Source organism: Hymenobacter sp. BRD128 (assembly GCF_013256625.1).
Classification (GTDB): domain Bacteria; phylum Bacteroidota; class Bacteroidia; order Cytophagales; family Hymenobacteraceae; genus Hymenobacter.
Genome location: NZ_CP053908.1, coordinates 3,703,469 through 3,728,840 on the forward strand (window position 1 = coordinate 3,703,469; position 25,372 = coordinate 3,728,840).

At 61.8% G+C, this 25,372-nt stretch carries 27 protein-coding genes; 12 read left to right on the plus strand and 15 right to left on the minus strand.

Annotation, left to right across the window (positions count from 1 at the left end):
• Positions 1 to 135 precede the first annotated feature (135 nt).
• The 4 genes from GKZ68_RS16440 to GKZ68_RS16455 all read left to right on the plus strand — a co-directional run bounded on the left by GKZ68_RS16440 (position 136) and on the right by GKZ68_RS16455 (position 2,524).
• Positions 136 to 1,107, plus strand: a complete 972-nt coding sequence (locus GKZ68_RS16440; protein ID WP_173116677.1) for a cation diffusion facilitator family transporter — start codon at positions 136 to 138, stop codon at positions 1,105 to 1,107.
• A 141-nt stretch (positions 1,108 to 1,248) separates the two neighbouring features.
• The gene (locus GKZ68_RS16445) at positions 1,249 to 1,635 is read left to right on the plus strand and encodes a hypothetical protein (protein ID WP_173116679.1); all 387 of its coding nucleotides are present in this window, start codon (positions 1,249 to 1,251) and stop codon (positions 1,633 to 1,635) included.
• Positions 1,636 to 1,751: 116 nt separating this feature from the next.
• Entirely contained in the window at positions 1,752 to 2,192 is a 441-nt protein-coding gene (locus tag GKZ68_RS16450) for a DUF6526 family protein (protein WP_173116681.1), read from the plus strand.
• 29 nt (positions 2,193 to 2,221) lie between these two features.
• Positions 2,222 to 2,524, plus strand: coding sequence for a DUF4286 family protein (locus GKZ68_RS16455; RefSeq protein WP_173116683.1), 303 nt, complete (start codon positions 2,222 to 2,224; stop codon positions 2,522 to 2,524).
• A 20-nt stretch (positions 2,525 to 2,544) separates the two neighbouring features.
• On the opposite strand, the gene GKZ68_RS16460 is transcribed toward GKZ68_RS16455, so the two are convergent.
• The 4 genes from GKZ68_RS16460 to GKZ68_RS16475 form a co-directional block, all read right to left on the minus strand.
• Entirely contained in the window at positions 2,545 to 4,590 is a 2,046-nt protein-coding gene (locus GKZ68_RS16460; RefSeq protein WP_173116685.1) for a prolyl oligopeptidase family protein, read from the minus strand.
• Between the two features lie 12 nt (positions 4,591 to 4,602).
• Positions 4,603 to 4,887, minus strand: coding sequence for a hypothetical protein (locus GKZ68_RS16465; RefSeq protein ID WP_173116687.1), 285 nt, complete (start codon positions 4,885 to 4,887; stop codon positions 4,603 to 4,605).
• Positions 4,838 to 5,014: a hypothetical protein gene (locus GKZ68_RS16470; protein WP_173116689.1), complete on the minus strand. Its 177-nt coding sequence runs from the start codon at positions 5,012 to 5,014 to the stop codon at positions 4,838 to 4,840. The genes GKZ68_RS16465 and GKZ68_RS16470 overlap by 50 nt, the downstream gene beginning before the upstream one ends.
• A gap of 77 nt (positions 5,015 to 5,091) precedes the next feature.
• The gene (locus GKZ68_RS16475; protein ID WP_173116691.1) at positions 5,092 to 5,667 is read right to left on the minus strand and encodes a hypothetical protein; all 576 of its coding nucleotides are present in this window, start codon (positions 5,665 to 5,667) and stop codon (positions 5,092 to 5,094) included.
• A 112-nt stretch (positions 5,668 to 5,779) separates the two neighbouring features.
• Here GKZ68_RS16475 and panD point away from each other — a divergent pair, with 112 nt between their 5' ends.
• The 6 genes from panD to GKZ68_RS16505 all read left to right on the plus strand — a co-directional run bounded on the left by panD (position 5,780) and on the right by GKZ68_RS16505 (position 10,882).
• Positions 5,780 to 6,127 (plus strand): aspartate 1-decarboxylase, encoded by a 348-nt coding sequence (panD, locus tag GKZ68_RS16480; RefSeq protein WP_173116693.1) that lies wholly within the window; start codon positions 5,780 to 5,782, stop codon positions 6,125 to 6,127.
• Between the two features lie 68 nt (positions 6,128 to 6,195).
• Positions 6,196 to 7,242 carry a lysylphosphatidylglycerol synthase transmembrane domain-containing protein gene (locus tag GKZ68_RS16485; RefSeq protein WP_173116695.1) on the plus strand — a complete coding sequence of 349 codons (1,047 nt, stop codon included), beginning with the start codon at positions 6,196 to 6,198 and terminating at the stop codon, positions 7,240 to 7,242.
• Positions 7,243 to 7,322: 80 nt separating this feature from the next.
• Positions 7,323 to 7,796, plus strand: coding sequence for a D-glycero-beta-D-manno-heptose 1-phosphate adenylyltransferase (gene rfaE2, locus GKZ68_RS16490; protein WP_173116698.1), 474 nt, complete (start codon positions 7,323 to 7,325; stop codon positions 7,794 to 7,796).
• A gap of 18 nt (positions 7,797 to 7,814) precedes the next feature.
• Positions 7,815 to 8,489, plus strand: a complete 675-nt coding sequence (locus GKZ68_RS16495; protein ID WP_173116700.1) for a zinc metallopeptidase — start codon at positions 7,815 to 7,817, stop codon at positions 8,487 to 8,489.
• A gap of 138 nt (positions 8,490 to 8,627) precedes the next feature.
• The gene (locus GKZ68_RS16500) at positions 8,628 to 9,791 is read left to right on the plus strand and encodes an acyl-CoA dehydrogenase family protein (RefSeq protein ID WP_254244042.1); all 1,164 of its coding nucleotides are present in this window, start codon (positions 8,628 to 8,630) and stop codon (positions 9,789 to 9,791) included.
• A gap of 164 nt (positions 9,792 to 9,955) precedes the next feature.
• Positions 9,956 to 10,882: an AraC family transcriptional regulator gene (locus tag GKZ68_RS16505; RefSeq protein ID WP_173116702.1), complete on the plus strand. Its 927-nt coding sequence runs from the start codon at positions 9,956 to 9,958 to the stop codon at positions 10,880 to 10,882.
• A gap of 125 nt (positions 10,883 to 11,007) precedes the next feature.
• Here GKZ68_RS16505 and GKZ68_RS16510 read toward each other — a convergent pair whose 3' ends face one another.
• Genes GKZ68_RS16510 through GKZ68_RS16520 form a run of 3 tightly spaced genes read right to left on the minus strand, consistent with a single transcriptional unit; the run spans position 11,008 to position 13,128 of the window.
• The gene (locus GKZ68_RS16510; protein ID WP_254244043.1) at positions 11,008 to 11,763 is read right to left on the minus strand and encodes a geranylgeranylglyceryl/heptaprenylglyceryl phosphate synthase; all 756 of its coding nucleotides are present in this window, start codon (positions 11,761 to 11,763) and stop codon (positions 11,008 to 11,010) included.
• Complete coding sequence (locus GKZ68_RS16515; RefSeq protein ID WP_173116706.1) at positions 11,756 to 12,712, minus strand: hypothetical protein; 957 nt, start codon at positions 12,710 to 12,712, stop codon at positions 11,756 to 11,758. Before GKZ68_RS16515 ends, GKZ68_RS16510 begins: the two co-directional genes overlap by 8 nt.
• Positions 12,713 to 12,756: 44 nt before the next feature.
• Positions 12,757 to 13,128 (minus strand): phage holin family protein, encoded by a 372-nt coding sequence (locus GKZ68_RS16520; protein ID WP_173116708.1) that lies wholly within the window; start codon positions 13,126 to 13,128, stop codon positions 12,757 to 12,759.
• Between the two features lie 138 nt (positions 13,129 to 13,266).
• Here GKZ68_RS16520 and GKZ68_RS21750 point away from each other — a divergent pair, with 138 nt between their 5' ends.
• The gene (locus GKZ68_RS21750) at positions 13,267 to 14,430 is read left to right on the plus strand and encodes a J domain-containing protein (RefSeq protein WP_217275268.1); all 1,164 of its coding nucleotides are present in this window, start codon (positions 13,267 to 13,269) and stop codon (positions 14,428 to 14,430) included.
• An 11-nt stretch (positions 14,431 to 14,441) separates the two neighbouring features.
• Here the strand turns inward: GKZ68_RS21750 and GKZ68_RS16530 are convergent, their stop codons facing one another.
• Positions 14,442 to 15,434, minus strand: coding sequence for a YpdA family putative bacillithiol disulfide reductase (locus GKZ68_RS16530; RefSeq protein WP_173116710.1), 993 nt, complete (start codon positions 15,432 to 15,434; stop codon positions 14,442 to 14,444).
• A 238-nt stretch (positions 15,435 to 15,672) separates the two neighbouring features.
• Between GKZ68_RS16530 and GKZ68_RS16535 the strand changes: the two genes are divergently transcribed.
• Complete coding sequence (locus GKZ68_RS16535; RefSeq protein ID WP_173116712.1) at positions 15,673 to 16,590, plus strand: bifunctional 2-polyprenyl-6-hydroxyphenol methylase/3-demethylubiquinol 3-O-methyltransferase UbiG; 918 nt, start codon at positions 15,673 to 15,675, stop codon at positions 16,588 to 16,590.
• 20 nt (positions 16,591 to 16,610) lie between these two features.
• Here the strand turns inward: GKZ68_RS16535 and GKZ68_RS16540 are convergent, their stop codons facing one another.
• The 7 genes from GKZ68_RS16540 to polA all read right to left on the minus strand — a co-directional run bounded on the left by GKZ68_RS16540 (position 16,611) and on the right by polA (position 25,182).
• Complete coding sequence (locus GKZ68_RS16540; protein ID WP_173116714.1) at positions 16,611 to 17,024, minus strand: hypothetical protein; 414 nt, start codon at positions 17,022 to 17,024, stop codon at positions 16,611 to 16,613.
• Between the two features lie 67 nt (positions 17,025 to 17,091).
• Positions 17,092 to 17,556, minus strand: coding sequence for a 3-oxoacyl-ACP synthase (locus GKZ68_RS16545; RefSeq protein ID WP_173116716.1), 465 nt, complete (start codon positions 17,554 to 17,556; stop codon positions 17,092 to 17,094).
• Entirely contained in the window at positions 17,553 to 19,526 is a 1,974-nt protein-coding gene (locus GKZ68_RS16550; protein ID WP_173116718.1) for a glycoside hydrolase family 97 protein, read from the minus strand. Before GKZ68_RS16550 ends, GKZ68_RS16545 begins: the two co-directional genes overlap by 4 nt.
• 141 nt (positions 19,527 to 19,667) lie before the next feature.
• Positions 19,668 to 20,000, minus strand: a complete 333-nt coding sequence (locus tag GKZ68_RS16555; protein ID WP_173116720.1) for a hypothetical protein — start codon at positions 19,998 to 20,000, stop codon at positions 19,668 to 19,670.
• The gene (locus GKZ68_RS16560; protein ID WP_173116722.1) at positions 19,979 to 20,707 is read right to left on the minus strand and encodes a serine hydrolase; all 729 of its coding nucleotides are present in this window, start codon (positions 20,705 to 20,707) and stop codon (positions 19,979 to 19,981) included. Before GKZ68_RS16560 ends, GKZ68_RS16555 begins: the two co-directional genes overlap by 22 nt.
• Before the next feature lie 51 nt (positions 20,708 to 20,758).
• Complete coding sequence (locus GKZ68_RS16565; RefSeq protein WP_173116724.1) at positions 20,759 to 22,168, minus strand: hypothetical protein; 1,410 nt, start codon at positions 22,166 to 22,168, stop codon at positions 20,759 to 20,761.
• A gap of 104 nt (positions 22,169 to 22,272) precedes the next feature.
• Entirely contained in the window at positions 22,273 to 25,182 is a 2,910-nt protein-coding gene (gene polA, locus GKZ68_RS16570) for a DNA polymerase I (RefSeq protein ID WP_173116726.1), read from the minus strand.
• Positions 25,183 to 25,372: the final 190 nt, after the last annotated feature.

A 25,372-nucleotide genomic window follows, 5' to 3' on the forward strand; every position in this document is an offset into this window, starting at 1 on the left:
CAAGCCGCCGGGCCGCGAGCGCTACCTTGCGATTGCCCCGGCTAGCCGGCTCCCCTGCCGATAGCTTTCCTTTTACTCCCCTGAATCTCGCGCCCCGCACCTGCGTTCAAGCAGAAAGCTTACCTATTTTGCCTTATGCCCCACGACCACCACGACCACTCGCACGCCGGCCACGTGCACGCCGCCCCGCCAGCCGGAGGCAAGTTTAGCGCCGCCTTCGCCATCGGCATTGGGCTGAACCTAGCCTTCGTAGTGGCTGAAGTTATCGGCGGGCTGTGGGCCAACTCGGCCGCGCTGCTCTCCGATGCCGGCCACAACCTGAGCGACGTGCTGAGCCTGGCCCTGGCCTGGGGCGCGGCTTGGCTGGCCGGCCGCCCGGCCACCGGGCGCTACACGTTTGGCTACCGGGGCGCCACCATCCAGGTGGCCTTGCTCAATGCGGCCTTGCTCTACGGCGCGCTCGGCTTCATTTTGTGGGAAACCATCGACCACCTGCGCCACCCCGAGCCCGTAAATGGCGTGGCCGTAATGGGGCTGGCCGGGGCCGGCATTCTGGTTAATGGCTTCACGGCCTGGCTGTTCCGGGCCGGGCAGAAGGGCGATGTGAACGTGCGCGGCGCCTATCTGCACATGCTCACCGATGCGCTGGTGAGCCTGGGCGTGGTGGTGGGCGGGGCCATCACCTACTTTACGCACTGGGCCTGGCTCGACCCCCTTATCAGCCTCGGGCTGCTGGCCGTGATAGCTGCGGGCTCGTGGGGCCTGCTGCGCGATACCATCCGGCTAGGCCTGCAAGCCGTGCCCAATGGCATTGACCTAGAGAAAGTTCAGCAATTTATGCTGGCCCAGCCGGGCGTGCAGAGCGTGCACGACCTGCACATCTGGAGCATGAGCAGTGATGGCCACGACACCGCCCTCATGGCCCACTTAGTGCGCCCCGGCGGCGCCGATGCTACGTGGCTGGCCAGCCTCTCGGCAGGGCTGCTGCGCGAGTTTCACATCCACCACAGCACGGTGCAGGTCGAGGATACGGAGCTGGAGCACGGCTGCCAAAGCGGCTGCGCGGTGCCGGCCGCGGCTGGGGCGCTGAGCAATCATACGCACTAAAGCGGAGGGGATAATTTTCAGATAAAGCCCTGGTAAACAGGGTCCTTTTTCTAGCGCAACGGGTTATTATTTGCTACGCCAGCCCAACCATTGAGCGCCGATTTCGTTGAAAGGCCAGCCTGTTTTAAAAGGCTTTTATTGATGAAATCTCTCGTTATTTTGGCAGCCTTCGGGCTAGCCAGCTTCGCCACCACTTCGGCCCACGCCCAAACCACGACTACTGACCCGGCCGTTGCCACGCCGCAAACGGTGCAGAGCACCCAGGCTACCTACGACCAGCAGCGCGACCAGCGCCGGATGGCCGACCAGTCGGTAGCCGAAAACCGCCGGGCCCTCAGAGCTCAACAGAGCCAGGCCCGCGACCTCAAGCACCAGATGAAGGCCCAGCGCCAGCAGGCCAAGCAGCAGAAGGAGCAGCTCAAAATGGAGCGCCAGAATGCCAAGGCTGCCCGCACCCAGGAGAAAGCCGCCAAGAGCCAGATGAAAATGGAAAAGCAAGCCGCAAAAGATGCCCGCAAGGGTATGTAAGTAGCTTTCTTAAAGCTCATTGCCTAAGGTAATTGAAAAAGCTCCGGCCCGGACCGGAGCTTTTTTCATTTTGCCCGTATGCTTGTTTTTACTCACCAGCCTTGCATTTTCGCCTCATGGCCGCCCAAAACCCTGCCCGCTACTACCCGCTGCACCACTTTGTGCTGCTGCCCCTCACGCTGCTGATGGTGGGCTACACGGTGCGGCGCTACGTGGGCGTGGCCGGCGACGACTCCGAAATTTCGCGGCTGTGGTTTTCGCTGGCGGCCGTCACGCTGCTGTTTTTTATTACCCTGGTGATGCTGCGCCAGCACTACGCCCTCACGCTGCAAGACCGGCTAGCCCGCCTCGAAGTGCGCCAGCGGTATTTTGAGCTGAGCGGCCAGCGCTTTGCCGCGCTCGAAAAAAACCTGACTCTCAAGCAAATACTTACCCTGCGCCTGGCCGGCGACCAGGAGCTGCCCGCCCTGGCCCAGGCCGCCGCCGCCGAGAAACTCGACGCCAAGGCCATTCTGGCCCGCATCAACGACTATCAGTTCGATGGCATGCGCGTCTGAGGCTAGCCCGCCATTTTCCGCTTACGCTTATGATTCTTTACAACGTCACCACCAGCCTAGAGCCCAGCATTGCCGACGAGTGGGTTGCCTACATGCGCGAGCACCACATGGCCGAAGTAGTGGGCACGGGCTGTTTTATCCGCAGCCAGTTGCTGCGCCTGCTCAACGAGGAGGACAACGGCGTAACCTACGCCGCGCAGTACTTCAGCATTAGCCTCGACCAGCTCGAGGCGTATCAGCAGCACTTTGCTCCCGCCTTGCGCCAGGAAATGGACCAAAAATTTGCGGGCAAATACCACTCCTTCCGCACCGTGCTGGAGGTGGTGGAGTAGCGTGGCGCTCCGGCTTCGCGCTACTTGCTCATTTCAAACAGCGTGAAGCTCCACATGTCGGCCCACTCGGCTATCTGGAGCTGGGTGCTTTTGCCGGCGCCGTGGCCGGCATTTACGTCGATGCGGATGAGCACGGGGCTAGCTCCGGCCTGGCAGTGTTGCAGCTCGGCGGCAAACTTGAAGGAGTGCGCGGGCACCACGCGGTCATCATGGTCGGCAGTAGTAATGAGCGTGGCCGGGTAAGCGGTACCGGGTTTTAGATTATGCAAAGGCGAATAGGCCAGCAGGTTATGAAACTGCGCCTCGTCGTCGGAGGTGCCGTACTCGGGCGCCCAATTCCAGCCGATAGTAAATTTCTGGTACTTGAGCATGTCCATCACGCCCACGGCGGGCAGGGCCACGCGGCACAGGTCGGGCTGCTGCGTCATAATCGCGCCCACGAGCAGGCCGCCATTCGAGCCGCCCGCGATGGCTAGCTTCTCCGGACTGGTGTAGCCCTGGGCAAAGAGCGTGTCGGCCGCCGCCACGAAGTCATCAAACACGTTTTGCTTGTGGGGCGTCATGCCGGCCTGGTGCCAGGCCTCGCCGTACTCGCCGCCGCCGCGCAGGTTCGGGATGGCCAGCACGCCACCCCGCTCCAGCCACAGGAGCCTAGCCACCGAAAAGCCCGGCGTAAGGCTCACGTTGAAGCCCCCGTAGGCGTAGAGGTAGGTCGGGTTCTGCCCATCCAGCACCAGCCCTTTTTTGTGGGTGATGAACATCGGGATTTTCGTCCCATCCTTGCTGGCATAAAAAACCTGAGTGGTTTCATAATCAGCCGGTTGCACATCCACCTGCGGCGCCCTGAACACGGTACTCACGTTAGCCACCGGGTCATAGCGATAAATCGTAGTCGGGTACGTAAACGACGTGAAGGCATAATACAGCACCTCATCGGTGCGGCGCCCGCCAAAGCCGCCCGCCGTGCCGATGGCCGGCAGCGCCACTTCGTGCCGAAACTCGCCACCCTCCGCATACACCTTCACCTGCGAGCTGGCATCGTGCAGGTAAGTAGCGAGCAGGCAGCCCGCCGCCTGGCTAATACCTTCGAGTTTTTCAGCGGCTTCGGGAATAACGTCGTGCCACTCGGTGGGCCGGCTAGGGTGCACGCGCACCACGCGGTAGTTGGGCGCGTGGTCGTTGATATAGAGCAACAGCTCGTCGCCCACGTTGCCAATTACACTCGTGTCAAACTCATAGCTGGGCTGAATCGTGGTCCAGGTGGTGGCCTGGCTAGGGTCGCGCAGGTTGCGCACCAGCAGGCGGTTGCCATCGGCTAGCCCATCGGTGAGGCTCAGGCACAGCCAGCGCTCATCCTCGGTAGTGCTGGCGATGCGGAAGCCCAGCGCCATGTCGGGGTTTTCGTACACCAGCTCGTCTTGGCTTTGGAGCGTGCCCAGGCGGTGGTAGTATACCTTGTGAAACTCGTTTTTACCGGCCAGCGCAGCCTCACCGGGCCGGGGCGCGTCGTAGGCACTGTAGTAAAAACCCGCGCCGGCCCAGGCCACATCCGACACCTTTACCCAGTCCAGGGTTTCGGCCAGGGGCTGGCGGCTGGCCAGGTCGAGCAGCCGAATCTGCTGCCAGTCTGAGCCGCCCCCGCTGGTGGTGTAAGCCAGGTGGCGGTGGTCGGGGCTGAAGTGCAGGCCCATGAGCGCGGTGGTGCCATCTTCCGAAAACTGGTTGGGGTCGAGCAGCACCTCGGCCGCGTCGAGCGACTGGCCTACCGGCACCGCGTACACCACGGCCTGGTTTTGCAAGCCATCGTTCTTACTGAAAATCAGCAAGTCGCCCTCACGGCTAGGCACCCCGTAGCGCGCGTAGTTCCAGAGCTGGGTGAGGCGCTCGCGCAGCTGGCTACGAAACGGAATCTGGTCGAGGTAAGCAAACGTGACCTCGTTTTCGGCCGTCACCCACGCCTGGGTTTCGGCCGCGTCGGGGTCTTCGAGCCAGCGGTAGGGGTCGGGCACCGAGGTGCCAAAGTAGGTATCGGGCTGCGGGTCGCGGCGGGCGGCGGGGTAAGTCAAACCGGGAAAAAACTAGTGCACAATGGTTGCGGAGTCCGGCCCCACGCGGGGCGCGGGGCGCTCCAGCGCGGGCGGCTCGCTGACAAGGTGCTTATTGGAAATGGCATTGGTGCGCACGGCTTCCTTATAGCCCGGCGCATGCGAACTCGAGATGCGGCAGCCGCACAGCAGCAGCCCGGCCAACATACCGATAAAAAGAGAAGTTGGGCGCATCATCTCCCCCCATACGGCGCAGCCGCGGCCGTGGCTAGCCCGGCCGCTGCGCATCAGGGTCGGCAGCAGGGGTAAGGTGGGCAACGCGCTGGTTTTCAGCTACGCGCTGGGCTACCAGCTCCTCGATTTGCTGGCGCTGGGCAGCCGTGAACTCGCGGCTGGCCGGCGGACTGGCGCGGCGCAGCTCGCGGCCCAGGCTCAGGCGCAGCATCCCGTAAAGTACCAGGCTTAAAATGCTCAGAATAAGAGCTAGCGGGGCAAAAATACGGTTCAGCAGTGGCTCGGCGGCTACGGGCGCGGTGGGGCGGGCGGGGGGGTAGCCCCGCCGCTAGCCTCGGCGGCTTCGGCCAGGCCGGCGTTAGAGTTGGCTTCGGCAGCGGCCTGGGGGGCGGGGGCGGGGTCGGTAGGTGGCAGGCCGGTCTGCACGTAGTCGGTCAGCTTTTTTTCCAAGGTTTGCAGGCCGGCCAGCCGGGCGGGGTCGCGCTGCCGGGCGGGCGAGGCTTTCAGCTTGCTGATAATAGCTTTGGTGAGCGCCGCCAACCGGGCCGGATTATCCTTTAACCCTTTATAAATCTTGCCCTTGCCTTCAATGGGCGCATACAGCACCGAGTAGATGCGCAGGCTGTCGGGCCGCAGGCTCGCGGCCAGCGCAGCCAGGTTGCCGCCCTCGCAGCGCAGCGTGCGCTGCAGCTGCGGCCGGCCGGCATCGGCATACACGTAGCGGGCCGTGGCGCACCAGATTTGCACCTTAGCCTCATCGAGCGAGGGCTGGCCGAGGGGCGTTTGGGCGGGGCTAGCCAGGGGGCGCAGCAGGGCGGCCGCCAGCAGCGCCGGTGCCCAGCGGCGGGCAAGTTGGTTTTGCATAACAAATACGGGCAGTGAGCAGATTGGGGCCGGAAAGTACAACCCGCTCGGCGCTTAGTCCCACGCGGGCTAGCGGGGCGGCTATCTTTGTGCGCTTTTAGGCTATTCTTTTATGCATATCGAAGTTCTCAAGTCCAAGATTCACCGGGCCAAGGTTACCCAGGCCGAGCTGCACTACGTGGGCAGCATTACCATCGACGAAGACCTGCTCGACGCGGCCAACATGGTCGAAAATGAGAAGGTGACCGTGGTGAACGTCAACAACGGCGAGCGCCTCGAAACCTACACTATCAAAGGGGCGCGCGGCTCGGGGATGATTTGCCTCAACGGCCCCGCCGCCCGCAAGGCGGCCGTGGGCGACATCGTCATCATCATTTCCTACGGCCTCGTCGATTTTAAGGAGGCCCGCGCCCACCAGCCCACCGTTATTTTCCCCGACCAGCACAACCGGGTTAATTAAAACATGCGGCATGAGGAAGTAAGACTGAGGCATTGCCCCCAGGATAATTCTTCCTCCTCAATTCAACCATGAAGCACCTGCTCACTTTTTTAAAATACGCACTGCTGCTGAGCATTTCGGGCGCCCTGATGTGGTATGCCGTGCGGGGGCAGGACTTATCGCGCATCGGGCACTACATCCGCACGGCCAATTATTTCTGGCTAGGCCTCTCGCTCGTGGTTTCTACGCTGGGTTACCTTAGCCGGGCCTACCGCTGGCAGATGCAGCTCGCGGCCTCGCGCACGCCGGCCCCGTTCTGGCAGGTATACCACGCCATGATGGTGGGCTACCTGGCCAACCTGGTGCTGCCGCGCGCGGGCGAGGTTATTCGCTGCTCGGTGCTGCGGCGCACGAGCGGCGTGCCGGTGCAGGTGGCGCTGGGAACGGTGGTGACGGAGCGCGTCATCGATGTGCTGGTGCTTCTTGGGCTGCTCGGAGCTACGCTGCTGCTGGATTTCAATACCTTCTGGAGCTTTTTCAACGATAAGCTGCTCGGGGGCAAGGCCGATACTATTGCCCGCAACCCTTTGCCGCTGCTCATTGCGGGCATTATCGCACTGGTGCTGCTGGCGGGGGTGGGCTACACGCTGTTTCGCAACCTGGAGCGCCTGCGCCAACACGCGCTATTTGGCAAGGTCATCCTCTTTATTGAAGGCTTGGTAGCTGGCATTCTGAGCATTGTTAAGCTCGAAAACAAAGCCGCCTTTCTGTTCCATACCTGCTTTACCTGGCTGGTTTACTACCTGATGGACTATTGGGCCTTTTTCTGCTTTCCCGAAACCTCCGGGCTGGGCATGAAGGCTGCCCTGGCGGTACTCACCTTCGGGGCGTTTGGCATGGCCGCCCCGGTGGCGGGCGGCATCGGGCCGTTTCACTTGCTGGTGCAGGGCATTCTGCTAGCCTATGGCATGAGCAAAGAAACGGGCATTGCCTACGCGCTGGTGGTGCACGGCGCCCAAACGCTGCTGGTGGTGCTGCTGGGCGGCATCAGCTTCGTGGCCGTGGCCGCTGCCGACAAAGGCAACGTGGTAGACGAAGCCGAAGCCCTGGCCGACGAGCCGCTGATGACAGAGTAAATTTCCAGTTATTAATCACCAGCTAGCAACTTGGTGCTTGCCTCCTAATAACTGATGCTTGATAACTGATAACAGAAATTATGACTGCCGCTAAAATTCTGACCCTTGAGCAGCTGCCAGCCAGGCTAGCCGCCTGGCGCGCGGCCGGCGAGCGCATTGTGTTCACCAACGGCTGCTTCGACCTGCTGCACCTGGGCCACGTCGATTACCTCGAAAAAGCCCGTGCGCTGGGCGACCGCCTGGTCGTGGGTCTTAATACCGATGCCTCGGTGAGCGCCCTCAAGCCCGGCCGGCCCCTGCAGGATGAAACCGCGCGGGCCCGCATTATGGCCGCGCTAGCCTTCGTCGATGCCGTGGTGCTGTTTGGCGAGGCCACGCCGCTACAGCTCATTGAGATGGTGCAACCCGATGTGCTGGTGAAGGGCGACGACTACAGCATCGACGGAATTGTGGGCCACGAACTGGTGTTAAACAGGGGCGGGCAGGTGCTCACCGTGCCGCTCGTGGCGGGCTACAGCACCTCGCGCCTTGTCGAGAAAGCCCGCCAGCTTTAGCCCTCACTTTTTTTACTCATGTATCTTCTTCTCATTGCGCTCACGCTTGTCAGCTTCGCTATTCAACAGCGGCTGCGCAGCAAGTTTCGGCAGTATGCCGCCATTGGCCTGCGCTCGGGCCTGAGCGGGCGCGAAGTGGCTAGCCAGATGCTGCGCGACCACGGCATCTACGACGTGCAGATTATCAGCACCGACGGCCAGCTCTCGGACCACTACAACCCAACCGATAAGACCGTGAATCTGAGCGCCGACGTGTACGCCGGGCGCTCGGCCACCGCCGCCGCCGTGGCGGCCCACGAGTGCGGCCACGCCGTGCAGCACGCGCAGTCGTACAGCTTTTTGCAGCTGCGCTCGGCGCTGGTGCCGGCGTTGTCGTCCATCTCGCGCTTTATGCCGCTATTGCTGCTGGCCGGCGTATTTATGCTGCGCACCACGCCCGTGCCGCTCGAAATTGGGGTAGCGCTGTTCGCGCTGGCCACCGTGTTTTCGTTTATCACGCTGCCCGTCGAGTTCGACGCCTCGCGCCGCGCCCTGGCCTGGATGGACCGCAGTGGCGTGGTGACGGCCGACGAGCACGCCGTGGCCAAAGACGCCCTGTGGTGGGCCGCCATGACCTACGTAGTGGCCGCCGTGAGCTCGCTGGCCACGCTGCTTTACTATGCGTCCTTCTTAAACGGCAGCCGGCGCAACTAACCGGCGCACATAGCAGTTAAGTCAAAGGCGCCGGGCCAAGCAGCGAGCGGCCGGGCGCCTTTGCCGACTGGATGCAGGGCTAGGGCGTAATTTTGCCGCACTTACCTGCTCTCCCTCCCACCCCCTACCTACCCCGACATGACGACTACCACGGCCATGGCCTCCCCCTTCCAGCTCACCGAAGAGCACTTGGCCGTGCAGGCCGCCGCCCGCGACTTTGCCCAGAGTGAGCTCTGGGAAGGCGTGATTGAGCGCGATGAACAGCAGAAATTTCCCGCCGCCCAGGTCAAGCGCATGGGTGAGCTCGGCTTTATGGGTATGATGGTGAGCCCCGAATACGGCGGCTCGGGCCTCGACACCATCAGCTATGTGCTAGCGATGGAAGAAATTTCCAAAGTCGATGCCTCGTGCTCGGTGATTATGAGCGTCAATAACTCTCTGGTTTGCTGGGGACTGGAGAAATACGGCACCGAAGAGCAAAAGCAGAAATACCTGCCGCGCCTGTGCTCGGGCGAAATCATCGGCGCTTTTGCGCTCTCCGAGCCCGAGGCTGGCTCCGACGCCACCAGCCAGCGCACCACCGCCGAGGATATGGGCGACTACTACCTGCTGAACGGCACCAAAAACTGGATTACCAACGGCACTACCGCCTCGGTGTACCTAGTTATTGCCCAAACGAACCCCGAGCTGAAGTCGCGCGGCATCAACGTACTGATTGTAGATAAGGACATGCCCGGCTTTGTGCAGGGTCCTAAAGAGAACAAGCTCGGTATTCGGGGCTCCGACACCTGCTCGCTCATGTTTACCGACGTGAAGGTGCCCAAGGAAAACCGCATTGGCGAAGATGGCTTCGGCTTCAAATTTGCCATGCAGGTGTTGGCCGGCGGGCGCATTGGCATTGCTTCGCAGGCGCTGGGTATCGCCTCGGGCTCGCTTGAGCTCAGCATTAAGTACGCCAAGCAGCGTAAGGCTTTCGGGGTAGAAATCGCTAAGCACCAAGCTATTCAATTCAAGCTAGCCGACATGGCCACCAACGTGGACGCCGCCCGCCTGCTGTGCCTGCAAGCTGCTGCCGACAAAGACAACCACGCCGACTATGCCAAGAGCGGCGCCATGGCCAAGCTGTTTGCCTCGAAAGTGGCGATGGATGCGGCCGTCGAAGCAGTGCAGATTCACGGCGGCTACGGCTTCGTGAAAGAGTATCACGTGGAGCGCTTCATGCGTGATGCCAAGATTACCCAGATTTACGAGGGTACTTCCGAAATTCAAAAAATTGTTATTTCCCGGGAGATTCTGAAATAGCACTTTTTTGCCAGAAGATACTGATATTTGCACGGAACCCAGGCCAAATCGGCCTGGGTTTTTCTTTTACTGAATTTTTTTTAGAAAAGTTTGTAGTAATTTGCTGTAACTTTCGGTACTTTTGAATGCCCTGGTGTGAATTTTCCCTTACAAGCTGAAAACAAATGGAAGACTACAACAAAGTAATTGAATCATTAGGTGTCCGGTACATTAAAGCCAAGAACCTGGTGCTTCGGCAGCCTTTCACCGTGCGCAATGCGTATGACGTGGGCAACAATCTTATTCTACTGCACCAAGGCAAAATTTTCTTCGGTGAAGATGACCAGGTAGTGGAGGAGGGCGAGCTGCTGTTTTTGCCGGGTGGGCGGGCTACCCGCGTGGGCTATGGGCAGAGCGCGGCCAGCCGCGTCATCTCGAATGATGACCTTATCACCAACAAAGACCGGTTTTTCACCTCCAATGACAAGCTCGACTATATCGGCGATGCCGAGGAAAGCCACAGCTTTGTGTCGTTTGAGGCTAAGGTGTTTGATTCGGTCAACTTTTTTGCCTCGCTCGACGTGCCGGCCTTCGTTATCAAGGGCAACACGAAGCTAGCCAACCTGGTCATCAAAATCATTGAGGAGTCGATGCAGGACTTGCCGGGCCGCGAGCGCCTCATCAACATCTACACCGAGAACCTGGTGGTAGAAGTGGTGCGCTACATCTTGCGCAACAACCTGTTTGTGGAGCAATTAGCTACCAACAGCACCTACTTCAAAGACCCGCGCCTTATTGACCTGTTCAACTTCATCAAGGAAAACCTGAGCGGCGACCTCTCCAACAAAGTACTCGCCACGGTAGCCAACGTGAGCGAGGACTACGTAGGCCAGTATTTCAAAATGCTGACTAATATCAATCCGCAGGATTACATTGAGTACCAGCGCATGGAGCGCGCGGTTTCATTGCTGCGCACTACCAAAAAAAGCATCCGCGACATCGGTAAGGAAGTGGGCTACAAGGACACCGCCTATTTCTGCCGCCGTTTCAAGATGATGTTCGGCATTCCGGCCGGCAAGATGCGCCGCCGCGAAACGGCCATGAACATCTAAACACCAATTGGCGTCGGCTCGACAAACTTTGCAAACGAAAAAAGGCTACCTAAACGGGTGGCCTTTTTGATTAAGATAAACCCTGCAAGCCGAAGGCGTCGTGCTGCGGCCGGCCAGCCTTACGTTTACTTAACTGATTGACTGATACTAGCTTCGCGCACGGCCGCCACCGCATCGGCCAAGAAGCCTGGGGCGCGCTCCAGGTGGTTGCCGACCACTACCAGGTCGGCCCCGGCGGCCAGGGCAGCGTATACCTTTTCGCCGGTATTGAGACCGCCGCCCACGATGAGCGGCGTATCGACGGCGGCGCGCACCGCTCGTATCATGGCCGCCGACACCGGATACTGCGCGCCGCTGCCGCCGTCGAGGTACATCAGGCGCAGGCCGAGTTGCTCGCCGGCCATCGCCGTGGCGGCCGCAATACCGGGCTTGTCGTGCGGCAGCGGCGCGGTGCCGCTGATGTAAGAAGCCGTAGTCGGCCGCCCGCTATCGACGAGCATGTAGCCGGTAGGCAACAGCTGCAAGCCACTCTGGCGCAGGCGCGGCGCGGCCACTACGTGCTGACCAATAAGAAAATCGGGGTTGCGGCCCGAAATGAGCGACAGCAGCAAGATACCATCGGCGCTAGGGTCTACGTGTAGCGCGTGGCTCGGAAATAACAGCACCGGCACCTGCGGGGCCTCGGCCTTGAGCAACGCAATAAGGGCAGCCTGGTGCTCGGTAAGCACCAGGCTGCCCCCTACGAGAAAAAAATCAACGGGATGTTGCTGCGTGAGGTGCAGCAGCTGGCGCAGGCGCACCGGCTCAAAATCGTCGGGGTCGAGCAGCACCGCCAGGGCCTTACGCCCACGCAGCCGTAGCCCGGCCAGCGTATCAAGCAAGCGGCTCGCGGTAGGAAAGGGTGTCGTCGTGGCGGGCGGCGGCAGTGGCATCCTGAGCGGCAGAAGTAGCGGGCCAGGTAGCGGGCGGAACGCCCACGCTAGCCGATGAAGCCGCAAGGTCGGCATTTTTGCCGGCTTCTGCCTCATGCTTGGGGATAAACTCCTGCACCGCCTTGGTGACCAAGGCTAAAGCTACGGCGGCAGCCTGCGCTACAATTACGCGGCCGGTTTCGCTTTGGGCAAAAGAAATCAGGGCCGGCCCGATAAGGCTGCGCTTGGATTTTGCCACGGCGGGCTCAGCTTCGGGTTCCCTCTCTTCGTCTTCGGCAAAACTGTCGGAGTGCGGCAGGCGGCGGCTGTCGTCGTAGGGGCGGGCCTGGTATGAGTGGCTGGAAGCGTAGGAATGGGCCGGGCCTTCGTCATCGCCGTGGTCTTCGCCTACGTGCAGCGCATCGGCCTCGTCGCCGTGGTGGGCGGCCGAGTGAGCCGGAAAGCCGGGGTGTTGGCTCAAGCCAGTATCGTCGGCATCGCTAGGGTAGTCGGCGTAATCAAAACCCGTATCGCCTTCGCCTTCGAAGTAAAAGCCGTCGCTGGTGGCTTCGTGGCCCGCGTACTCATTGCCATAGTCAGGCGCCTGGTAATCGGTGGCCAAGTCGTTCAGCTCCTGGTCGTTCTCATCGAAGCCATCGAAGCCGGCATAGTCCTCAAAATGCGCGTGATGCTTTTTGTGCTTATGCTTTTTCTTCTTGGCCTTGCCGCTCCCAAACACCTTGCTGAGCAGCCAGATGCCGCCTACTACGCCGGCACCCACCAGGGCCACCTTACCGGCCTGCACGGTATTTTCTTTAATTACTTCTACATCGCCGCGCAAGGCCCGCTCATATTCCAGCTTTTTGCGCTCCAGAAAGTCTTTTTCGTCTTCAAACAACGGGTTGGTGGGCTCGGTCATGGTTGAGATGGGTTAGCGAGGAAGCCAGATAAAGTAGCTGCTGGTTAGGCGCGCTTATCCGATTTATAGATGGTGTTGTTCAGTAGCTTATCCGCCACGCCCTGAAAAATTTTCTTATCGACGCCGACGAAAAACAGCACTGCCAGCAGCAGATACAATGTAGCTACCAGCCCAAAGCCGGCCGAAGGGCTATTGAGGGCGTCGTTGAGCACGAGGCCCAGGTAAATGGAGCCGAATACAATGAAAAGGAACCCTAGCACGCCCAGTGCCACGCCGTGCACGGTGCTGACAAAGACGCCTTTTACTTTTTCCTGGGCTTCGAGGCGCACGAGGTCGATTCGGGTATCGAGATAGCCGGTCAGGTTGCTGATGAGGCTGTCGTTGCGCGGCGTTTTGTCGTCGGTCAGGGTGGCCATAGTCGCGGAATTGTTTAGCGGAGAAATGCGGTTAAGAAGCTGAGCCGGCCGCAACAGCTTGGCAGGCCAGGGCGTTCTTTACGCAAAACTTTCGGTCAGGGCTGCCTTTGCCCCCGGCTTTCGATAAATTTTCGTGGCGTGAGTCAGAATCATTACCAAGTGCTGGGGGTGCCGCCCACCGCGCCCGTCGCCGATATCAAGCGGGCCTATCGCCGCCTCGCCACCGAGCTGCACCCCGATAAGCACGGCGGCGACCGCCACTACGAAGAGCGCTTTAAGGCCGTAGCCGTGGCCTACGGCGTGCTTTCGGATGCCGACCGCCGGGCGCAGTACGACTACCAGTTGCAGCTAGCCACCCGCCGCGCCGAAGAGCTGCGCCGCGCCGCTACCCAGGCGGCGGGCAGTGGCCCCTCGGTCTACAAAATGCCCGGCGACCCCGCCGCCGCCCCGCCCCTGCGCACGCGCCCCCCGGCGGGGGCCCGCGAGCGCCACTACCAGCAGCGGGTGCCGCGCCAGCGGGCGCGCTTCAACCGCCAGGATTTTTGGCTGGTGGCGGGGCTCACGTTTTTGATTTTCCTGTTTGGCGTGTCGGCTAAAATCGTGATGGACCGCGTGCAGGCCAATCTGTATTACGAAGATGGCCGCGCTGCCTTTACCAAGGGCCAGTGGCCCGAGGCCGAGCGCCAGCTCGACCAGTCGCTAGCCCTGCGCGAAGACCACCCGGCCGCCCTGCGCCTGCGTGGCCAGCTCTACCAGGATATCGGCCACAACCTGCCCGCCGCCCGCGCCGACTACGAGGCTGCCCTGCTCAGCAGCGAAAGCCCGCCCCTGCCGCCCGCCGAAACGGCGCGCTTGCTCTACCGCCTGGGCCGCTGCCAAGCCGGCCTGCACCAGCCCGCCCAGGCCGAGCTGAGCTACTGCCGCGCCCTGGCCCTCGACACTACCCTGGCCGAAGCCTACCTGGCCCGGGGCGAAAACCGCCTGCTCGACCTGCGCCAGACCCGCCCCGCCCTGGCCGACCTGCGCCGCGGCCACCGCCAGCTCACCCGGGCTGGCCGGCCCGTGCCCCTGCCCTACCTGCAAGCCGAGGGCGCGGCCCTAGCCCACCTGGCCCGCTACCCCGAGGCCCGCATCGTGTATTTCCAGGCGCTGGAAGCACAGCCCGAAGACGGTCGCACGCTGTTTCTGCTGGGCCGGCTAGCCCAGCAGGCCGGCGACTCAGCCAGCAGCTGCGAGTTTTTCCGGCGTGGCGCGGCGGCCGGCTATTCATATGCCGAGGTGGCAGCCGCGCAGTGCCGCTAGCTTGGCCGGGGCTAGCTAGAAGCTGCTACCTGCGTAGTAGCCAGCGCCTGCGCAATGAGCTGCGCGTGGTGCCGCCCGTTCTCGATAAACCAACGGCTGGTGGCTAGCCCCCCGCATACCGTGCCGGCCACGTACACGCCGGGCCGGGCGGTTTCGTGGGTTGCCACGTCGAAAATAGGCGGCTGGGCCGGGTCATTCTCAGCGAGGGGCAGGGCCAGCGCGTCGATGAGCAGCGAGTAATCGGGCCGGTAGCCGGTGAGGGCGTACACGTAGTCGGCCGGCAGGCTGCGCGGCCCCTCAGGCGTCGTCACCTCCACCGTGCCGGGCGTAATAGCGTCGATAGTCGTGTTGAAATACGCCTGAATGCGGCCCTCCTTGATGCGGTTGAGCAGGTCGGGCCGAATCCAGTACTTCACGCTTTCCGACACCTCGGGGCCGCGCACCACCAGCGCCACGCGGGCGCCGGCCCGGGTGAGAGCTAGCGCCGCCTTGGCCGATGAGTTTTTAGCGCCCACTACCACTACATCGCGGCCAGCGTGCGCATAAGGCTCTTTATAGTAATGATTTACGTGGGGCAGTTCCTCACCGGGAATACCCATGTGATTGGGCACGTCGAAAAAGCCGGTGGCCACCACCACGGCGCGGGCGGCTAGCTCGCCCTTATCGGTTTCAACCACAAATTCGCCGGCCTCGCCGCGCAGGCCCGTCACGCGCTCATAGAGGCGCAGGTCGAGCTTTTCGGCGGCAGCCACGCGCTGGTAGTAGTCGAGGGCGTCTTCGCGGTGGGGCTTGTAGCTAGCCATCGGGAAGGGATGCCCGCCGATTTCGAGCAGCTCGGGCGTCGAGAAAAACTCCATCTGGGTGGGGTAGCCCACCAGCGAGTTTACCAGGGCTCCTTTATCCACCACGGCCACCGTGAGGCCCTGGCGCTGAATCTCGATGGCGCAGGCCAGCCCCACCGGCCCAGCCCCAACAACAACGGCATCTAACTTAGTATCAGACATAAAACAGCAAATCTGGAAGGTAAAGCTACGCTTTGTCCTGGCGAGCCGGCGAGGCAAGCGCACCGCAACAACTCGTTTGGCTATCGTTTAGGGGCACTTGCTTCGCCGGCTTGCCAGGACAAACAATTTTTGTTCGGCCTGGCAAGGCGAACTTTGCCTTACGCGCCAGCCTCTACGACAATCGGATGGGCGGCGCGGTTTCGACGGCAGCGCTAAAGTTGGCGCGCCGGCCCAGCTTATGCGCCACTGCGATTTGTGCGGAGCTACCCGCTTCGAGCCCCTACCCTTCTACTATCTCTTTGACGGCCAGCGCCTGCAAGGTACGCGCTGCCTGAACTGCGACCTCGCGTTTCTGGACCCGCAGCCCACGCCCGCGCAGCTCGAAAAGCTGTATGGCAAGGAATATTTCACCGACCGGCCCAACTACGACCGCACCGAGAAGGACAAGGCGTTTATCGAAGAAGGTAAAACTCTGGATTTGAGCAAGGTGAAGGAAGACAAATTTACCCGCTACATGCAGCAGCACTATCCCGGCCGCCAATTTCGGTACCTGGAAGTGGGCTGCGGCCCCGGCTACACCCTCAAAAGCCTGCAAAGCCTGGGCTGGGAAACCCACGGCCTCGAAATAAGCGCCCACGCCGCCGACTACGCCCGCCGCGAGCTGGGCCTGCCGGTGGTGACCGGCAACATTGAAACCACCGAGGACTTCGACGAAAACCAGTTTGACCTGGCCTACCTCGGCGATGTGCTGGAGCACCTGCTGTCGCCGGCGGCGGCCATCCGCAAATTTGGCCGCATCCTGAGCCCCGGCGGGCTGCTGGTGCTCGCCCTGCCCAGCGTGACCAACCTGCCGAGCATGCGGCTAGGCTTCGCGGCCTACAAGGCCCTGGGCCGCCAGCGCCGCATGGATATTCCGCCCTATCACCTCTACGAGTTCACGCCGACCACCATTCGCAAGATGCTGACTAAGAATGGATTCTCGGTAGTCAACTTACTGAACCCGGTGAAGGCGCCGGCCAACATCCGGCTAGGGGGCAACCTGGTGGAGCAGGCCGCCAAGCTCGGCACGCAGTACCCCACCTACTGGCTCAACCAACTTACGGGCCGCTTTGGCGACCGCATGTTCGTGGTGGCCCGCAATGAGAAGAAGGGCTAACCCCAGCTTCGCGCTACTTTCTACTTGCGCTTCGAGTTGAAGACCCCGCAGCTCCACAGCGCCGCCCCGATGAGCACGGGCTGCAAAAACAGCCGCAGGTAGCGCTTACGCTCGGTATCGAGGCCCAGCGCCGGCAAGGCGCTGAGATACTGATGGATATTGCCCGGAAAAACGGCGGCGTAAAATGCGGCCAGCCCGACGCCCATCGGCACTTTATAGCGCTTATTAAGCAGCATGAGCAGCCCAAGGCCGATTTCGGCCGCGCCCGATTCGAGCACCACGGTGTCTTTATCCTGGGGCACCCAGTCGGGCGCTTGGGCCTGAAAGGGCTGGCGGGCAAAGGTGAGGTGGCCAATGCCGGCCCCCACCATAAACGTGCCCATGCTGTAGCGCGCCACATTCTGCAAGGTGGTCGTCTTAACGTCGGTTGCCATAAGGAAGTGGGGTAAGAGAAATGGTTTTTTCACATACGGCCCGCTGGCGGCCAGGGTGCGCCCGGCGCTAGCTTACGGCCTCGACCCGCACCTTTTTTCCATTAAACAGCACCTCGTCGCCCGCCCGCTTGCCGGCCAGCGCCGCCAGTATTGGCGCGGCTGGCGACACGGCCACAAACGCCTGCCCCTCGGCCGTGGCTAGCCGCCCCGCGCTGATGCTGACGTAAAACAGCCCCAAACTAGTGCTGGCCAGCGCCCCAAGCCGCACGGCATCGCTAGCCAGTTCAGGGTTGATTTTTTGCAAGTCGGCCAGCAGCTTTTGGGCCTCGTGCAGCTGCTGGGCGTGGCGGTCGCGCTCCTGCTGGGCCATCTCGCGGCCGGTTTCGTACTTGTCGCCCGCGCTGCTCTTGGTTTCAGAATTGGACGACTCCTGCGCAGCGGCCATGCCCGCGCGGGCCGCGTCGAGGCGCAGCTGCAGGTAGGCCAGGCAGGCGGCGTGAAAGGCAGTTTTGGGAGGCAGAAATTCGCTCATCGTATTTTTTTTAGCGCTACTACCTGCCCGCCGCCACTGGCCAGGTCGAGCGGCAGCGCAGTTTGGCGGGTCACTGTCAGCGTTTTTTGCAGCAGGTGGTTGGGTTGCGTAGCTACATCGGGCGCGTCGGCCCAAAAACTGGCCTGGTACTCACCGGGGGGCAGGAAATCGAGCTTTAGCGAAAGGGTGCGGGGCTGGCTATTGTTTAGCGCGCCCACAAACCAGTCGGTGCCCTTGCGGCGGGCAATGCAGACGTACTGCGCCACTTCGGCCAGCGGCACGCGGGTTTCATCCCACACCGTGGGCAAGGCCCGGATGAAGTCAAAGCCCGGCTGGCCTTCGTAGGCGGTCGGGTAGTCGCACACCATCGTGAGGTAGCTTTCCAGCACCACGTACATGGCCAGCATGTGGGCGCGGGTGCCCACCATGAGCGGGCGCGTGTACTGGGGCCGAAACTGCGTCGGCGGCACCGCCCGGAAGCCACCCAGGTGGTAGTCGGTGGGCCCGGCCAGCAGGCGCGTGAAGGGCATGTTGATGTCGTGGTCGGGCGGCATGGCCGGGCCCCACTTGTTGTTTTCATAGTTGAGCGTGCCCTCGCGGGTTAGCTCATTGGGGTAGGTGCGGCTGAGGCCGGTAGGCTTAAACGCGCCGTGAAACTGAATGTGGATGTGGTGCTGCGCCGCTTTGCGCAGCATTTCTTCCTGCATGTTTACCATCTGCTGGTCGTCGCGGTCCATAAAATCGACCATCATGCCCTGCACGCCCCAGGCCTCAAACTGCGCCAGTGCCTTATCGAGCTGCGCGTAAAATGGCTGCCAGTGCACCCACACCCGCAGCCCCACGCCCTGGCTTTTGGCGTAGTCGCCGAGGCGCTGCATGTCGAGCCCCGGCACGGGTTTGGTCACGTCGGTGTGCGGGCCGGGCGCGTAGCCCTCCCCGTCGTTCTGGTACCAGGCCGCGTTGCCGTAGCCAATAACCGAGTGATACTCAATACCGTGCCGGGCGCAAAAATCAATGTAGTACTGATTGAACTCGAAGCTGCGGCCGGGCGGAAAAATGGTATCGGGCAGAATGTCGCCGTTCCACCAGTGAAAATCGCTCTTGCCCGGCTTCAGCCAGCTAAAATCCTGGCTCGGCGGCTCGTTGAGACTGGTGATAATGTTGGATTCGAGCAGCGTGCCCACCCGCTGGCCCAGCAGCAGCACCCGCCAGGGACTGCGGTGGGGTAGCGCGGCGCGCACTTTCACGGCAGTTTGGCCCGGCAGCGGCGAGAGGCGGCTGGTCAGCACGCCCGCGTGTCTGGCCAGGTACATGCCCGCGTAGTCGCGCAGGGCTGCCTCCGTAATGGCCAGGTACGGCCCACCGGGGTATTGTGCCAGCGTGGGCATGTCCAGGAGCGTATCGGCCCGCACCTGGCTCAGCGGCAGGCGGCTATAAAACCCTTCGTGCGAGGTGGTATAATTGGGCCGAAACAACGTGAGCAGCGTCGGGTCGCCGGCCAGCCGGAAGGTCGAGTTCTCGTCGGTCAGCACGTAGGCAGGCCAGTTCTTTTGCGCCGGAAACTCGTAGCGAAAGGCCAGGCCATCGTCGAAGGCCCGCACCACTAGATTCACCTGCCGCCCCAGCCCCGCTTTTTCCCGCAACGCAATGACTAGCTGGCGGTAGTGATTGCGCACCCGGCTAGCCTTGCCCACTTGCAGGGTATAAAAATTATCCGTTGCCGAAGCCTGGGCGCTCACTAGTTGCAGGCCCGCGCCCCACGCCCCACCCTGCTGAAATACCAGCCCCAGCGGCGACGCCACCACCACCGGCTTGCCCTGAAAATCTACCGCGTACACCGGCGCCTGGGGCGTGAGGCGGAAGCGGTAGGTCAGCTGCCCATCGGGCGAGCGCAGGGTAAGCAATTTTTGGGCGAAGGCGCTGGTAGCCAGTAGCCAACCGGCTACTAGCAGGAGGACAGAGCGGAGCATGGGCGGGAAGAATTGGGGGCGAAAAGGTACGCCATCGCTTCAACCTACGCCGCTTCCGCCGCCCAAGGCAACGCGCCGCCTGCAGACCAGGCCGCTTGGCAGCCAGCGTGAAAAGAACGCTTCCCGGTAAGTCAATCCCCGTTAGTCGGCTAGCCACTGGGTAGCCCAGTACTGGCCGGGGCCAAAGAACAGGCGCAGCACCTCATCCACTAGTTGCGGGCCGTTGGAGCTGTTGGTAAACAGCAGCAGGCTCTCCTGCCGGCCGGGCAAAGTCATGAAGAAGCCCTTGAAGTTGCCATTGTCACCCCATTGCCACTGCGCCAGGCCCTGGCTGGTAGTGGCTAGCCCCACCCCGCAGGCCCAGTCGATGTGCGCGTCGGCGGCCGTGGCCGGCTGGCCGCAGCGGTCGGCGGGCGTGGCGGGCAGGCGCAGCAGCCGGGCCGTGGCCGGCTTCAGTCCCCGCCCGGTGCGCAATGCCTGCAAAAAGCGGTTGTAATCCTCGGCTGTTGAATACAAACTGAACCCCACATAGGCTCCGCGAAGTGGTCAATCGGCGAAGGCTGGCTAGCCCCGTCGTGGCCGGCACTGGCCTTAGCGGCAAAGGCCGGGCGCCAGACAAAGCTACTATTTTTCAGCCCCAGCGGCGTGAATATTTCCTCCTCCGCCAGCCGTTCCCACGACTTGCCGGTGAGGTGCTCCAGCGTTTTTTGCAGCAGCGTGTAGCCCTCACCCGAGTAGTTCCAGCAGCTATCAGGGGCGTATTTCAGCGCTAGGGCCGACGTTCTCCAGCCGGGCGTCGTCGGGTTTTCGGCCCAGTTGGGCAGGCCCGTGGTGTGCGCCAGCGCCATGCGCGCCGTGATGCGGGCGGCGCGGGGCTGGCCGCGTAGCCGGGGGTAGTCGTGGTAGCTCAACAGCGGCTTCTCGAGGTCGAGCAGGCCGCGGTCGTGCAGGCGCAGGGCCACGTAGGCCAGCATTTCCTTGCCCAGCGACGCCGCTTCGAAGATGGTAGCGGCCGTGACGGGCTGCCTGGTGCCGGCTTCGCGCACGCCCAGGCTGTAGGTCTGCACGGTAGTGCCTTTAGTATACACCAGTTGCATGCCGGGCACGTGGTGGTATTGGAGCAGCGCCAAGAGGTCGGCCGCGTGTTGGGCTAGCACGGGTGTGCCTGGGAGCGTGAGCAATAGGAGTACTAAGAGGCGTATCGGCAGCAGGGCAGAAATGGGCAAACGGCTCTATAGCGTGCGCTTACGCATTTTATCTAATTCGTGCTCGTAGACGCTTGTAGACCCTTTTTGCTGCCGGGCCAAGCTAGCGGCCTGCTGCTCCCGGCTCTCGGCCTCGGTATAGAAGCCCAGTCGATAAAGCAGGTGCGCCAGCGTATCGTAGTTGTAGGGTGCGGGGTCGAGGTCCACGGTGCGCTTGCTCCAATTTATGGCGTGCCAGAGGTAGTTATTGTTGCGGGTGCCGGTTTGGTATATCGCCCAGGCACCGTTGTTCAATTCTTGCAGAAAAGAAGCCGGCGGGCTACCCACGGCCACGGGCCGCACCGTGGTAGTAGCGCCCGCCACGGGCGTGTGGCCCGCGGCTCGCTGCCGCGCTGCCGAGTCAAGGTGCTGCAGCAACGCCGATTGCCGCTGCCGAAAAACCCGCAGGGCTTCCAGCGCTTTTTTCACCGTATCGGCGGGCAGGTTCAAGTAGTTTCGCTCGTAGTAGAGCACCGCCTGTCGCAGGTAGCTAGCCGTATCTTTCACGCTCTGGTAAAAGTTGAGCATAGTACGCTCGTAGGTGCGCTGGCCCCTGATATAATCGCCATTCCAAGTGCTGCGGGCAAAGTTGGCGCCCTTCTCGGCCAGGGCGCGGTCTTTCGTAGCCTCGGCTTGCGCCATCGTATTTTTAATGATGAGGCTATTGAAGGCTAAGCGTCGCTGAAGGGGCAAGTTTTTATACAAGCTGTCAATCAGCTTCTGATTCACGTGCGAAAGCTGAAATGCCGGGCTGCCCACCACCGGCCCATTGTCGAGAATAAACAGGACCTCGGCGGGCTGGTAGAAGGCGCCGGCGGGCAGCTGCCGGGCATAGGCATCCAGCACGGCCGGCTCGGCGGGCAGGCGCAGGTCGCGGCGCTTGGTGAGGTAGCGCTTGAGCTGGTCGATGCTCGCGCTACCTTGCTGCACTTCGGCCGCCAGGCTGCTTAGGTTTTGGGGGTCTTGGCGTGCCTGCTCGGCGGCGGCAATATCACGCAGGTAAGTATCAACACTGCTGGAATTGCCCAGGCGGCGATACAGCAGGTTGCCATCGGGGTTAAAATAGAGGTAGCTCGGGTAGCCGGTCACGCCGTAGCGGCGCGCGGCAGCCCCGGCTTCGGCCGTGCCGAAAGCCAGCTCCTTGCTCAGAAAGGTCTGATTTAGCTTCTCCGCCACGGCCGGCGCGAAGAGGCCCGACTTGCTGCGCTCCGCTTTCAGGGCCAGTGGCAGGCTAGCCGATGGCGGGGGCGGCGCAAGCAGCAGAAAGACTGGCTTGTTTTGCTGCCGGGCCTTGGCAAACATCTGGCTTAGCGAGTCTTTCTCAAAATGAATGGCCTGCGCCCACAGCCAGGCGGGCATAATCCAGCAAAAAACCACGAATAGAAGTTTGTATTTCATAGACTATTGAGATGCGCAGACCACAAAAGGAGGAGAAATACGATAGCCAATTGCGTGGGCTAGCCGGGTGGCAGCAGGGCTAGCCTACGCTGTTGCTGGCTAGCCTAATGCGCCTTCAGCCAGTTGTCGCCGGTGCCCACTTCCACTTCCAGCGGCACGCCGTGGGGCAGCAGCAGGGCGGTGGTCATCAGCTCGCGAATTTTGGGCGTCACGTAGTCCACTTCCTCGCGCACGGCATCGAACACGAGTTCGTCGTGTACTTGCAATATCATCTTGGTCCCCAGCTTCTCCTCCCTAAGCCAGTCGTGGATGTTTATCATCGCCATCTTGATAATGTCGGCGGCCGTGCCCTGGATGGGTGCGTTGATGGCGTTGCGCTCGGTGTAGCCGCGCAGCGTGGCGTTGCGCGAATTGATGTCGCGCAGGTAGCGGCGGCGCTTAAGCAGGGTTTCTGCGTATTCCAACTCGCGGGCGCGGTTGATGCTGTCGTCCATGAACTGCTTCACGCTCGGAAACTCCTGGAAATACGTGTCGATAATATCGGTGGCTTCCTTGCGGCTGATGCCGATGCGCTGGGCCAGCCCGAAGGCCGAGATGCCGTAGATAATGCCGAAATTCACGGTCTTGGCCTTGCGCCGCATCTCGCCATCCACCTCGCTCAGCGGCACTTTAAACACTTTACTGGCCGTGCTGGTGTGCACATCCTGCCCGAGCCGGAAGGCTTCAATCATAGTTTTATCGCCCGAGAAATCGGCCATGATGCGCAGCTCCACCTGCGAGTAGTCGGCCGCCAGCAGAATGTGGCCGGCATCGCGCGGCACGAAGGCCTTGCGAATTTCACGGCCCTTCTCGGTGCGAATGGGAATATTCTGAAGGTTCGGGTTGGTCGAAGACAGGCGCCCGGTGGCCGTAACTGCCTGATTGAACGTGGTATGCACGCGCCCATCGGTGCACACCAGCTGTGGCAGCGCCTCCACGTAGGTCGAGCGCAGCTTGGTGAGCTGGCGGTGCTCCAGAATGAGGCCGGCAATGGGGTTATCGGCCGCCAACTGGCTCAAAATCTCCTCGCCGGTGGCGTACTGCCCGGTCTTGGTTTTCTTAATGGTGCCCTTGCCAATCTGCAGCCGGTCAAACAGCACCTCGCCGAGCTGCTTGGGCGAGCCAATGTTGAAGGCCTCGCCAGCTTCCTGGAAAATCTGCGTTTCCAGCTCCGAGATATACCCTTGCAGCTCGGCCGAGTACTCGCCCATCGCGTTCGAGTCGATGCGCACGCCCTCGTGCTCGATGTCGGCCAGCACCGGCACCAGCGGGTTTTCCACGTCGTTGAGCAGGCCTAGCAAACCCAGCTCTTTCAGCATGGGCTCGAAGGTGTGGCGCAGCTGCAAGGTCACGTCGGCGTCTTCGCAGGCGTAGTCGCTCACGGCGGCCGGGTTGAGGTCGGCCATCGTTTTCTGGTTTTTCCCCTTCGGCCCGATGAGGTCGGTGATGGGCACCGGCGTATAGTGCAGGTAGGTTTCGGCCAGCACGTCCATGTTGTGGCGCATATCGGGCTCGATGAGGTAGTGCGCCAGCATGGTATCGAAGAACGGCCCGGCCACCCGCACATCGTAGTTTTTGAGAATCAGCAAGTCGTACTTAATATTCTGCCCGATTTTCAGAATCTGCTCGCTCTCAAAAAACGGCCGAAATTCATCTACCAATGCCTGGCTAGCCGCAGCATCGTCGCTGGGCACGGGCACGTAGTACGCCTCGCCCGCGTGCCAGCAGAAGCTCAGGCCCACCAGCCGCGCCGTCATGGTGTTCAGGCCGGTAGTTTCGGTATCAAAGCTCACTTCTTTTTGCTGCAACAGAAAGTTTAGCAGCGACTTACGCAGCGCAGGCGTGTCAACCAAGTGGTAGTTGTGCGGCACGTCTTCGAGCCGCCGGGTGCTGCCGTGGTACTCCTGCCCCGCGTCGTCGGGGCCAAACTCGCCGTTCTCGGCCGCGATGACTACCGCCGCGCTGCCCTCGCCAAACAACGAGCCCTGCCCCGCCGGGGCCGCTACTTTGGGCCGGCGGGCGCCGCGCCCCACCGGCGCGGCCGGGGCGCGCCCGGCGCTAGGGGCCGCACTACCACCGCCAGCCCCGCCCAGCACCCGCGCCGCCAGCTGCCGAAACTCCAGCTCGTCGAACAGCTGCCGTAGCTGCGCCTCGTCGGGCGCATCCAGCGTCAGGCTCTCGGGCTCAAAATCGATGGGCACATTTACGTGAATCGTGGCCAGCTCCTTGCTCAGCAGGCCCTGCTCGGCAAAGTTGCGCACGTTTTCCTGCTGCTTGCCTTTGAGCTCATCCACGTTGGCAATCAGGTTTTCGACCGAGCCGTACTTCTGAATCAGCGTCTTGGCTGTCTTCTCGCCGATGCCCGGAATGCCCGGAATATTGTCGCTCGCATCGCCTTGCAGGCCCAGAATATCAATCACCTGCTCCACGCGCTCAATCTCAAAGCGCTGGAGCACGTGGGCCACGTCGAGCACCTCAGCCGCGTTGCCCATAAAGGCGGGGCGGTAGATTTTAATCTGCTCGGTCACAAGCTGGCAGTAGTCCTTGTCGGGCGTCATCATAAACACCTCAAAGCCGTGGGCCTCGGCCCGCTGCGCTAGCGTCCCAATCACGTCGTCGGCCTCGTAGCCCTCCATCATCAGAATGGGGATGTGAAAGGCCTTGATAATCTGCTTAATGTAGGGAAGAGCAATACCAATATCCTCGGGCATGGCTTGGCGCTGCGCCTTGTAGGCCGCAAACTGCTCGTGCCGAAAGGTTTTCTTCGGCCCATCGAAGCACACGCCGATGTGGGTGGGCTTCTCCTTCAGCAGCACCTCCACCAACGTATTGGTAAAGCCCAGGATGGCCCCCGTGTTTACCCCCTTCGAGTTGACGCGGGGGTTCTTGGCGAAGGCAAAATGCGAGCGGTAGATGAGGGCAAAAGCGTCGAGCAGGAAAAGCTTTTTGGCGGGCGCGGGCGTGGGTTCGGACATAGGAAGACAAAGGTCGGGGGCACTTGCTAAACTGGTCGGCTGCGGAGTTGATTCAGTTGCTGGTCGAAATCTTCGGCGCGGAAATACAGGAGCTTCTGCCTACCTACCCGGTGTTTTTCCAACAGCTTTAAATCTTCTAGCCCTATTAAGTCGGTGCGAGCCGTTTGGTAAGCAACGCTGAACCGGTTTT